Origin of the sequence: Petralouisia muris, assembly GCF_004793545.1 — a bacterium.
GTDB classification, from domain to species: Bacteria; Bacillota; Clostridia; order Lachnospirales; family Lachnospiraceae; genus Petralouisia; species Petralouisia muris.
Genome location: NZ_SRYA01000109.1, coordinates 1 through 10846 on the forward strand (window position 1 = coordinate 1; position 10846 = coordinate 10846).

General features: G+C 49.7%; 10 protein-coding genes and 1 pseudogene. 2 read left to right on the top strand and 9 right to left on the bottom strand.

The features are described 5' to 3' along the window. Positions 1-52 precede the first annotated feature (52 nt). From E5329_RS26345 to E5329_RS26380, 9 genes and pseudogenes are all read right to left on the bottom strand, one after another. Positions 53-2122: pseudogene (locus E5329_RS26345) on the bottom strand (VirB4-like conjugal transfer ATPase, CD1110 family); the annotation flags it as partial. Further along, a complete protein-coding gene (locus E5329_RS26350) occupies positions 2073-2474 on the bottom strand; it encodes a PrgI family protein (RefSeq protein WP_135992178.1) in 402 nt (133 codons plus the stop codon). The gene E5329_RS26350 and the pseudogene E5329_RS26345, both read right to left, overlap by 50 nt. A gap of 177 nt (positions 2475-2651) precedes the next feature. Beyond that, the gene (locus tag E5329_RS26355) at positions 2652-3521 is read right to left on the bottom strand and encodes a VirB6/TrbL-like conjugal transfer protein, CD1112 family (RefSeq protein WP_135992179.1); all 870 of its coding nucleotides are present in this window, start codon (positions 3519-3521) and stop codon (positions 2652-2654) included. 19 nt (positions 3522-3540) lie between these two features. Beyond that, a complete protein-coding gene (locus E5329_RS26360; RefSeq protein ID WP_002569168.1) occupies positions 3541-3756 on the bottom strand; it encodes a Maff2 family mobile element protein in 216 nt (71 codons plus the stop codon). A 410-nt stretch (positions 3757-4166) separates the two neighbouring features. Continuing rightward, complete coding sequence (locus tag E5329_RS30135) at positions 4167-4337, bottom strand: hypothetical protein (protein WP_002569167.1); 171 nt, start codon at positions 4335-4337, stop codon at positions 4167-4169. Continuing rightward, positions 4324-6132 (bottom strand): VirD4-like conjugal transfer protein, CD1115 family, encoded by a 1809-nt coding sequence (locus E5329_RS26365; RefSeq protein ID WP_016289916.1) that lies wholly within the window; start codon positions 6130-6132, stop codon positions 4324-4326. Before E5329_RS26365 ends, E5329_RS30135 begins: the two co-directional genes overlap by 14 nt. Further along, positions 6129-6605 carry a PcfB family protein gene (locus E5329_RS26370; protein ID WP_004607524.1) on the bottom strand — a complete coding sequence of 159 codons (477 nt, stop codon included), beginning with the start codon at positions 6603-6605 and terminating at the stop codon, positions 6129-6131. The genes E5329_RS26365 and E5329_RS26370 overlap by 4 nt, the downstream gene beginning before the upstream one ends. Positions 6606-6646: 41 nt before the next feature. Next, positions 6647-6868 carry a DUF5348 domain-containing protein gene (locus tag E5329_RS26375; RefSeq protein WP_002569164.1) on the bottom strand — a complete coding sequence of 74 codons (222 nt, stop codon included), beginning with the start codon at positions 6866-6868 and terminating at the stop codon, positions 6647-6649. A gap of 23 nt (positions 6869-6891) precedes the next feature. Then, on the bottom strand, positions 6892-7875 hold the full coding sequence (locus E5329_RS26380; RefSeq protein ID WP_135992180.1) for a DUF6017 domain-containing protein: 984 nt from the start codon (positions 7873-7875) through the stop codon (positions 6892-6894). Between the two features lie 255 nt (positions 7876-8130). Between E5329_RS26380 and E5329_RS26385 the strand changes: the two genes are divergently transcribed. Together E5329_RS26385 and E5329_RS30140 are read left to right on the top strand one after the other, a co-directional pair. Then, positions 8131-9666, top strand: coding sequence for a recombinase family protein (locus E5329_RS26385; protein ID WP_330572373.1), 1536 nt, complete (start codon positions 8131-8133; stop codon positions 9664-9666). A 1-nt stretch (position 9667) separates the two neighbouring features. Next, positions 9668-10792, top strand: coding sequence for a recombinase family protein (locus E5329_RS30140; RefSeq protein WP_168356786.1), 1125 nt, complete (start codon positions 9668-9670; stop codon positions 10790-10792). The last annotated feature ends 54 nt before the right edge of the window (positions 10793-10846 follow it).

Genomic DNA, 10846 nt, shown 5'->3' on the forward strand with positions numbered 1-10846 from the left:
TTGCAGGATTTTTCCCACGCAGAGTTTATATGCGACAACGTGTCGCTACACGATGAAATTCGTCCATGTAGTAGCGGGTGGATTTCCTTTCTGCCCGGTTGACGGTGACGCGGTTCCATACCTGGTCTTGCACAATGAGCATACCTAACTTTTTGAGCTGCTTCCCAAGCTGCTTGATGTCAAAGCAGACAAGGCGGTTGTTCAGCTCCACGTTGGTACGGTGGTTGAACACGTTAAGGCTCCCGGAAACGTATAGCTCCAATGCCGCCGCGATACGCGCCGCTTCCGGCTCCGGCTGCTTCAAAAGCTCGTCGTAGAGGTCGCCCAGAATAGGCATTTTCTCCGGGTCGGGGTCTGCAAGGAACGGGCGGTACACGTTCCGAACGGCGCGGTCAATGACGGTCTTATCGACGGGCTGCAAGCCCTCCTTGCCGCCGATTACAAGCTCGCAGAGGGAGAGGATAAAGTCGGATTTTAAGGCAAGCGGGCTGTCGTCCTCGCTGTAATTGAGGTTAATATCCATAGGGTTCACATACTGGGGCTTCCCGTCAATGCCCTTGCCCGTAGGCGATAACCGTATCACTTGCCCGTCAAGCCGCTGCACAAGGGAAAAATACTCTGCTTCCGGGTCGCAGATAATTATGTCGTCGTCGGTAATGAGGAAAGCGTTTGTCATTTCCCGTTTGGCGGCAAAGGATTTCCCGCTTCCCGGCGTACCCAATATTAAGCCGTTGGGGTTCTTTAGCTGCTTGCGGTCGCAGAGTATCATGTTGTTAGAAAGGGCGTTCAAGCCATAGTATAAAGCCGCGCCCGTCTGGAAAAGCTCCTGTGTGATAAAGGGGATAAAGATAGCTGTGCTTGACGTGGTAAGTCCCCGCTGTATGGCGATAAGGTTCTCCCCAAGCGGTACAGAGGACATAAGCCCCGCTTCCTGTTGGTAGTCAAGGCGGGTGAGGGCGCAGTTGTTCTTCTGTGCAATGCCCGCCGCCGCGAACACGTCATTTTCCAGTTTCCTTTTTGTGTCTGCCATGTTCACCACAAGGAACGTGAGCAGAAACATACGCTCGTTGCGGCTCTGCAAGTCCTGTAAGAGATTTTTCGCTTCGCTGCCGAACGTGGCAAGGTCGGACGGTATAATATCCATGTCATAGCCGCTGCGTACCGCCTTTTTCTGTTCCTCGATTTTCATTTTGTCAAGGTCGGTGATTTTCCGCTTGATTGTCTTTATGGCTTCGGTCTGGTCGATACTGTGGATATGCAGATTGACGATAACGCCCGTTTCCAAGTCCAGAATATCCGATAAGATACGGTCGTTTAATTCCGGGGCAAGGATTTCAAGGAATGAAACCGCGCCGATTTTGCGCCCCATGCGGAAATACCGCCCCTCGCCAAAACGGAAAGAGGACGGGGCGATAAAGTCCTTTGTGGAAAGCCCGGACGGGGCAAGCCATGAAAAATCAAAGGCAAACTGCCCGCCCTCCGGGTGGAAAATGCCATGCAGCATTTTAAGGCGTTCATAGCCTGTCATGGGGCGGGCGGCTACGCCCAAGAGCTTAAAGTTGTTGAGTACGTCCGTTTCGATACGGGCAAGGCGGGATTTCGCCGCGCCCAGACTGTCGGCTTCAATGGCAAAGGTGATGTACTTCGCCTTGACAAGCCCGTTGTTGCCCTTTGCAAGCTGGTTTTGCAGCATATCCCCGTATTCGCTGCGGATAGAGTTGAAAGCGTCGTCCTGTGCCGGGATATTGACCGCCTTTTCCGCTTCGCCCCGCTGCGTCCCCTGATTGATGAAAGAGAGCTGCACCGAAACGGAAGCGTCAAAGTAGTTGAGGAAGTCGCACCAGTTCTCAAAAATGGCGGTCTTGTCGTCTGCCTGTGCAAGCTGATAGTTAATATCTTCAAAGGCGACGGTCTTTGAGTATTTGCGCTCCGTGACCTTGCAGATACCGTCCGGGTACATCTGGATATAGGGGATTGTCTGCTGCGCGGTATGCGCTTTCCCATCGCCCTTTGCCTGTCTGATGATTTCCGCAATCTGCTTTTTCTCGGCGCGGGTGAGCTTGCGGGGCGGGTTAGGCTTTGCGCTTCCCGCCGCGCTGTTTCTTCGTGTTTCCTTTTGCAATCGCTGATACCTCCTTTTCAAGTTTTCTCTGCCGTTCTAAGACGGAATAAAAGTTGTCTGTCCTGTATGGTCGTTCTTTGGGGGCTATGAATTTCGTCCGTATGATGTTCTTCACCACCACTTCAAGGGGCTGTCCATGCTTCTCATACATGGCAAAGAGGAAACAGGGCAGCATGACGGCAATCATAGCCATAGACGCAAGGCTTGTGCCTGTGCTGTCTTTGAGCAGAAAGAAAAGCGGCAAGCCGATAATGAGAGCCGCCGCAAAACATACAATCTGCCGTTTGGTAAGGTTGAACGCTACTTTTGTCTTGACTTTGGATAAGTCTTTGGGTACGGGTACATACGCCAAGTGAAAACCTCCTTTCTCTGGGTTTGGTGTTGCTGTAATTTTCCATAAGGGTAATCAAGGCAAAGGTCAATCTATGCCCTTTGCCCGCCCGTATTATATGGGGGTTATCCGCGTCAAGGTCGGGTCGTATTTTCGCCGCTTCGCTTTGAAAATCTCCACCCTGCCCTTGACACGCCGCTAATGCGCGGAAAAAATCGACTTCGCCAGTGCGCCGGATTTGAACAGGGAGAAACAGAGGATAACGGTGTAGGCTGCAAGGGAGAATATCGCGCTGTGCAGGTTGTCCGCTATTATCATGTTGTTTACCAAAACCGCGTAAATGCCGACGCATATCATTATGAGGAAGCCTTGAAAACCGATAGCGAACAGGGATTTTAGGTAGTTGTTTCCTATCTGTCCCCATTCCCGGTTAGTCATTGTTGCGAATGGGATAGGCGATACCGAACAGTAAAGGTAAATTTCTATCATGCGCCCGTAGAGGATAACGGTTATCAGTACGGACATTATCTTCATGCACAAGCTCACAAGGCTTGTTTCCATGACAAGTAAGAGCAGTTCGGGGATTTCCATAGCGTCAAGCCCGCTCTGCATGGACGACAGGGCGGCGGCAACATCAATCTCTGTGCTGCCGCCGATTACCCCCGCCGCGCCGGAAACAACGTGCTGCGCCATATCGAACACCGCCATAGTGATGTCAAAGGTGTGCGTCACAAGGTAGACTGCCACAAACGCCTTGAACACCCACTTGAAGAACATGGAAGTGTCAACGTCGTGCATATTGTTCTTTTCCGTTACCATGCTGATAAGCTCATAGCATAGGACGTAGGTAATGACAAGCCCCGCAATGGGTACGATTACATTCTCACTAAGGGTCTGTATCATGGAGAATATATTTGCGTTCCACCCTTGCGGGGTCTGCCCTACCTCTGCGGCGATAGTGCCGACTTTTTCGTTTACGTCCCCGAACATAGTTGACAGATTACCGTTTATGGCTCCTATGAGGATTTCCTTTATCCATTCGTTAATCGCGTCAAGTATGCTCTGCATAAGCCTTTACCCGCGCTTCTTAACCGAACAAGCCGGAAAGCAGCGGTACAAGGGTCATGCCGATAAGGGCAACGCCGCCGCCCGCCATAAGCTGTTTCATGCCCTGGCTTTTCGCGCCCGGATTGTCGTTGCCGTAGCCCTCCATGAGATTGATAACGCCCCAGATACCAAGCCCGGCTCCAAGTGCTACAACAAGGGTCTGCAAAACGTCTACTGCGCTATTGAAAAATGCCATAAATAAATCCTTTCTGCCGCGTCTGCGGCTGTCCGGCAAGCGGACAAAAGGCGGTCAGCGTATGCCGCCGCATAAAAAAACCGCCCTCTGGTAAAGGCGGCTGTCCCCGCGCTGCGTAAGTTCTGCGGCGCGGCGGTATTCAGTTGTAGGGGGGTGCGGCTTCTGCCGCTGTGTGCTGCGCCGGAAAGTAGGGGCGCGTATCATGTAGCCGATATGGATATATGTGATTGCTTCGATTCCTCCTTTCGGTGTCCCGCTGTGCTGCCGGACGGGTATTATTCAGACTTGCGGGAAGTGAATAGCTTGCATAGCAAGGTGTTCGCTTCCCGCAAGTTCACAAAGGGGTAGCTGCCGCAAGGCAGCGTAGGGGAAGTGTAGCTTCCCCTGTCCCCCGGCGGTCTGCCATGCTGTCACTGTTGCGGGATAAGCCCCCGGCGCGTGACATACTCCGTTGCAAAACGGCGGTGTTCCGCTTCCTTTTCCCGCCAATACTCCCATAATGCAGCGTCGGCGGCTTCCGCAACATTCATTAAAAACCGTTCAAGCTGCTTTTGTTTTTCCTCTGCGCTACGTTTCCTCATGGTCTGCGTCCTCCTGTAAGTCTGCCGCGTCAATCTCGTAATAGTCAAAAACCTCGTCGGGCTTGACAATGGCGGGGCGGCGTTTAAGGTGCTTTTCCATGTCAAAGGCGTTCTTCGGGTCTGCGTCGGACAGGTACTTGTATTTCGGGTGCTTCGTTATGTCGAATTTGTCCGAAAAGAACGGGCGCACCCCGCGTAGCTGCAAGATACATTTCCCTCCGTCCATGACTGCGATTTCATCTTCCGTCATAAGCTGCTTTCCCAATTTCTGATAGTTCAGCCCATGCGAAAGCTCCCGCCCCCTTGTTTCGGACGTGTTAAAGCTGTCTATCGTTTCTTTTCCTAAAATTTCCGATATTTCTTTAAGGGTGGTTTTCTCCTTGCCGCCCAAGAAAAGCGTGGTGTCGCAGTTGCCGACTATGGTATCGGCGTTGTCTTTGTAAATGGCTTTTAGCTGTGACTGGCTTTGCAAGATGATTGACGCGGAGATTTCCCGGCTCCGTATGGTTGCGATTAGCTTCTCGAATTTGGGGATTTGCCCGATATTCGCAAATTCATCAAGTAAGCACCTAACATGGACGGGAAGCCGCCCGCCGTATTCATCATCTGCTTTGTCGCACAAGAGGTTGAATAGCTGTGTGTAGAGAATACTCACGACAAAGTTAAAGGTGTCGTCGGTGTCGCTGATAATCACGAAAAGGGCGGTCTTTCTGTCGCCTATGGTGTCAAGCTCCATTTCGTCGGTTTCCATAAGCTCCCGCAGCTCCTTAATGTCGAATGGGGCTAACCTCGCGCCGCATGAGATAAGTATGCTTTTTGCGGTCTTGCCCGCCGCCAGTTTATATTTTTTGTACTGCTTGACTGCAAAATGTTCCGGGTCTTTTTCTTCCAGACGTTCAAACATGAGGTCAACCGGGTTCTGGAAATCCTCGTCGTCCTCGCGGGCTTCCGACGCATTTATCATTTCAAGCAGCGTCGTGAAGTTCTTCTCGTCCTCTGGGGCTTCATACCAGATATAGCCGATTAGTGCGGTGTAGTAGAGCTTTTCCGCTTTCACCCAGAAATCCTCGCCGGATTTTTCCCCGTCGCCTTTGGTGTTGGCGATAATGGTATTGACTAATTTCAAAATGTCCTTTTCGCTCCGCAGATAGGCAAAGGGATTGTATTTCATGGATTTTTTGAAGTTAATCGTATTTAGCACTTTGATACGGTATTTGTACCGCTGCAACATTTTCCCGGTTTCCAAAATCAGTGTTCCTTTCGGGTCAGTGACGATATACGACGTTGGAAAATCCTTTGACGTACATTGCATGAGCGACGGTTTCACAAAGAACCGGGTCTTGCCGCTGCCGGAACCGCCGATTACAAGAATATTTTTGTTTCTTGCGTATTTCGGCTGCTTCGGGCGGCTGTTCATGGTGAGCCGTTCCGTCTGCGTTAAGGGGATATTGTTCTCAAATACCGGGTCTGTGTACGGCTTTATGTCGTCAGCCCCGCCCCAACGCGCCGAACCGTATTCTGTCCCGCGGCGGTATTTCTTCGCGTTCTTGCCTTTGGTGTAGATAATCAGCCGGACAATGACCGCCCCCGCAATGCCTAAAGCTAAGTCTGCCGGGTGGAAGCTCGGCGCGATACTGGAAAAGGCGGCGGTAAAACCGTCCCCAAGATGTAGCAGCTTTGCGCTCGCGTCCGCGCCGGGGGAGAGCCGGACAGCCGCGCCCACTTTATCAAAGAGCCAGACAAAGAGCAGATACGGGAGATTTAAGATAAGCAGCTTCTTGATTTCCGGCTTCATAGCGATACCTCCCTGTCTTTGTTCTTGACCTTTGCCCGTTCCGCGTTCTTGCCCTGTGCAGCTTCTTTGAGGGTAGAGAGCAGCTTTCGGATTGAGGGCTTTTTCTCCTGTGTCAGCTTTTTTGCGGAAAATTCCTTAAAGGCTGCGGTCAGCACGTCCGCGTCCCGCCCCTTGAAGAAAACCAGATAGCGGGGCGGGCTTTCCGTCGCGTCCTTTTTCAGCGCAAAGTCGATACCGTACTTTTTCGCCGTACTCTCAAAGGCTTTGATATTGCCCTCGGTAATCTCAATGTTGGAAACGCCCGCGTTCTGCTTCATAAGCTGCTTTAAGCTCTGCTTGCCCTGTGGCGGTTTGGAAAGCTGCTTTTTGCCCTTTGACAGTATGGCTTTCATAGCCTTTTGGAGCGTCTGGGCGGTCAGCTTCCCGGTCTTGATGTAAAGGGCTATGGTCTTTTCGTTTACTTCGTCCTGCAATTTGTCGCGTCCTCCTTTCGCGTTTCTTTATGGGGCGGCGGTCAGATACGCACCCGCAGCCCGTTCAAGTCCTCGGCTCTGATACCCACAAGATACCAGTTGTCGCCGTACTCAATCCGGGTCGGCTTCCACTTGCCCCGCACGAATACGTCAAAGCACTCTCCGCAATGCAGCCCGCCATAGTAGCTGTTTAAGTCAAAGCGGATGTCGTAACGGTCGGTGCGCTCGTCAAATACCAATGCTCCTGTCATTTTCTGTGCCATAATAAAATCCTCCTTTTGTTGTTTTACAGGCTTTCGCCCGGTTTGAATGAATAATAGTCCGGGTCGCCGTACTGCGGCCTCTTCGGTGACAGTGCGCCGCTTGCCATGTCATGGGCGACAAGGGAAGTGTAATAATTGCCGATAGTGGACGGGGCGTTGAAAAGGGCTGCTTTCAGATATTGCTTGATGTTGCGGATTTTCGTTGTGTTCTCCCGCATACAGTCAAGCACAAAGCGGATATGCTCGCCGTCCAGTTTCATAAACTTAGATTTCACAAGCTCTGCCGGGTAGTCGTCCCCTGCAATCCGTACCCGCTTCCTTGCGGTGCATACGGTTTCAAGCATGAGGTCTACAATCTCGTCAAGCCTGTCACTGTCAAACTTCATGTCCTGTTTGAGAATGTGGTAGTCGATATTGTCCTTGATGATTTCCCGGTATATCTCTACCGCGCTCTGTGCTGTCGCTTCCGTTCCTTTCCGTTCCGGCGGCGTAGCCGCTTCTCTGCAAGGAGAGGGGTTAGGGGAAAGGATAGGAATGGAATGGGTACTTTGTTCATCAGTAATTATTTTTTCTTTTTTTGGTAAGTCAGTTCTTTGTATATCTTTATTTAATTGCGTTGGATTTTCCAACGTAGGTTTTTCCAATGTTGGTTTTTCCTGCGTTGGATTATCCAATGTTGGATTTTCCAATGTAGGTAAATCCGGCGTAGGCGGCTGCGGCTGCTCGAATATCACATAGTCCGCGCCCCGCAGGCGTCCTTTCTCGTCGCGTTCCCTTGAACGGACGATATACCCGGCGCGTTCAAGCTCCTTAATGGCTTCGCGGATAGCGTCTATCTTCTCCCGGTTGATAAGGGATAAGCCTTTCAAGGTGTAGTCCCAATCTTCGGGGAGTGACAGCATTTGCGACAACAGCCCCTTTGCCTTTAGGGAAAGCTCCTTGTTGCGTAGGTGGTGGTTGCTCATTACGGTGTAGCCCTTGTTCCGTTCCACTCTGAAAACTGCCATAGTTCATAGCTCCTTTGCTTTGGATTTGTTACGCAGTAGAAGCGCGGTTTCGGGGGATAAGGTATAAATCCCTTTCCGCGCCAGATACGCGCCCGGAAAACCGCTTGTAGCAAGGCTTTTTCTGCCCCTACTGCGTAACAAAGGGCATGAAAAAAGCGGCGTTCCTGTTCTCCCATGTAGAGAGTAAGAAACGCCGCTTCTGCGTCGTATTCAGTTTTTAGTACAATACCCTGCTTGTCCGTCGCTCGAAAGACCTTGATTTTCCAGTGTTTTCAAAAGTATCGTTATCTAACGTCAGCTTTTGAGCGTCCTGCATTTAAACTGATGCTTGAGGACATCAAAAAGGGCATTGTGGATTGCGTCATTGTGAAAGACCTTTCCCGCTTCGGGCGTGAATACATTGATTCCAGCAGGTACATTGAGCGGCTGTTCCCCGCACTGGGGGTTCGCTTTATTGCCATCAATGACAACTATGACAGTCTGAACGGGAAAGAGCAGGCGGATGAAATCATTATCCCTTTCAAAAATTTAATCAACGATGCGTACTGCCGGGATATTTCCGTAAAGATACGGAGCCACTTGGAAGTAAAGCGGAAAAACGGGGAGTTTATCGGTTCTTTTGCCCCTTATGGGTATCAGAAAAGCGAAAATGACAGGAACAGCTTGGTCATTGATCCGATTGCGGCGGGCATTGTAAAAGATATTTTCAGAATGAAGCTGCACGGACTCAGTCAGGATGCCATTGCAAACAGGCTGAATGATGCAGGCGTTCTTTCCCCTATGGAATACAAAAACGCAACAGGCAGCAATTACCAGACCAGTTTCAAGACCAGCGACAAGGCGATATGGAGTTCCGTAACAGTCAGACGTATTTTAGAGAATGAACTTTATATTGGAAATCTTGTGCAGGGCAGGCAGACAACACCAAACCACAAGGTAAAAAAGACTGTCTTAAAGCCGGAGAAGGACTGGGTAAGGATAGAAAAGAACCATGAAGCCATTATTTCAGACAGGGATTTTTCCATAGTACAGCGGCTTCTCGGCATGGACACACGGATTTCCCCGAAACAGTCAGAAGTATATTCGCTGGCAGGGCTGATTGTCTGCGCTGACTGTGGGGCGGCTATGGTAAGGAAGAACGCCTATGCCGGAGGGAAGAAATACCAGTATTATGTGTGTTCCCGCAACAAGGAGACAAAGGAGTGCAGCAACCACCGTATCGCAGTGGACAGACTGGAAGAAACGGTTTTGCAGCTTTTAAGGGTTCAGATCAGCAACATTCTTGACTTGAAACAGGTCATGGAAAAGGTTTCTACAATCCCTTTTCAGGAACTGGATATAAAGGAACTGGAAAAGCGCATTGAACAGAAAGAAACAGAGATTGAGCGGTGTAAAGAACTCCGAAATATGCTCTATGAGGATATGAAAGACGGTATCGTATCCAAAGAGGACTACATGGAGCTGCATGAGGCATATACGCATAAACGGGACAGTGCAGAGGAATCCGTAAGGAAGATGAAGCAGGAAATTAAGGATATACTTGCTTCAAATACAGATAAATACAAATGGCTTGATTATTTTGCAGAACATCAGAACATCGACAGGCTGACAAGGAATGTGGCTGTGGAGCTGATTGACAGGGTACGGGTAATAGACAGGAACAGTATCGAAGTGGTTTTCAGTTTTGAGGACTGCTATAAAGAAATCCTCAACAACCTGCAACATGCAGGCTGCAAGGTTGTCTGTGATGAACATGGCAGGGTTCGGTTTGAGTGGAAGGAGGCGGTGTAGCATGGCTAGGAAGTCAAAGAAGATTGATTTTGTCAATGTCAATGATTTAGGACAGCAGACCGTGGCGGCTCCTGATCCGGTAAAATCAGCCTGCTACAAGGTCGGCTTATATGCAAGGCTTTCAGAGGAAACAGAAGCCAACAGGGAGCGGGCAACGATTGAAACACAGATGGAACTGCTGCGGAAGTTTGTGGCAGAGAATGACGATATGGTTGTGTTTAAAGAGTACGCTGACATTTCCTATTCCGGTACCAATTTTGAAAGACCGGGCTTTGAGGAAATGATAAAAGATATGCGGAGCGGCTTGCTCAACTGCATTGTTGTAAAAGATTTGTCAAGGCTCGGCAGGAATTACGTTGAGACGGGCAACTACATTGAAAGGGTGTTCCCGTTCTTTGATGTGAGGTTCATAGCGGTAACGGACGGTTACGATTCCAACAAGTCCGGCGAAGAACTGCTGATGCCGCTGAAAAATATGGTAAATGAGATGTATGTGAAGGATTTATCCAAAAAGATGAAATCTGCACACAGGGCATACTGGAAAAACGGAGAATATTCTTCAGGTTCGGTTCCGTATGGATATGTCAACGTAGACAGACATCTCCAGCCGGATGATAATGTCAGGGAAAACGTACAGGAGATATTCCGGCTGTTTTTACAGGGCAGCTCTTTGAAAGAGATTGCAAGACAGCTCTCTAAAAAAACAGTAAACCCTGCGGCATACAAAAGGATGCGGTATGGGCATGAGATACCGGAGGGAATGAATACGGAATGGAACAGCGTAACGGTTAGGTCTATTCTTACAAATCATGTTTATGTAGGCGCAAGCGTCCATAACAAGAGGGACAGGGTTAATGGAAAAATCGTAAATGTGCCAAAGGAAGAATGGATTATCATCGAAGATACGCATGAAGCATTGATTGGCAGGGAAGATTTTGACAGGATTCAGAAGCAGCTTGCAGAGAATGTATCCGATTTCCATTCAACACATGGTAAAAACGGTTTTAACCATTCCCAGTTTAACTTGGTTGGCGAAAAGATTGTATGTGCTGACTGTGGCAAGGTCATGGGATTCCGTACAGAGGGGACAAGGCACGTCAACAAATTTTACAGATGCAAGACTTAGGAACTGTCGCAAAATAAAATGTACTATTTGAACCCACGTATTACATAGTTCCAT

Excerpts from the sequence above, each read along its gene's own strand:
- E5329_RS26355 (WP_135992179.1), bottom strand. The coding sequence starts at position 3,521 with ATGCAGAGCATACTTGACGCGATTAACGAATGGATAAAGGAAATCCTC.
- E5329_RS26360 (WP_002569168.1), bottom strand. The coding sequence starts at position 3,756 with ATGGCATTTTTCAATAGCGCAGTAGACGTTTTGCAGACCCTTGTTGTA.
- E5329_RS30135 (WP_002569167.1), bottom strand. The coding sequence starts at position 4,337 with ATGAGGAAACGTAGCGCAGAGGAAAAACAAAAGCAGCTTGAACGGTTT.
- E5329_RS26365 (WP_016289916.1), bottom strand. The coding sequence starts at position 6,132 with ATGAAGCCGGAAATCAAGAAGCTGCTTATCTTAAATCTCCCGTATCTG.
- E5329_RS26375 (WP_002569164.1), bottom strand. The coding sequence starts at position 6,868 with ATGGCACAGAAAATGACAGGAGCATTGGTATTTGACGAGCGCACCGAC.
- E5329_RS26380 (WP_135992180.1), bottom strand. The coding sequence starts at position 7,875 with ATGGCAGTTTTCAGAGTGGAACGGAACAAGGGCTACACCGTAATGAGC.
- E5329_RS30140 (WP_168356786.1), top strand. The coding sequence starts at position 9,668 with ATGGCTAGGAAGTCAAAGAAGATTGATTTTGTCAATGTCAATGATTTA.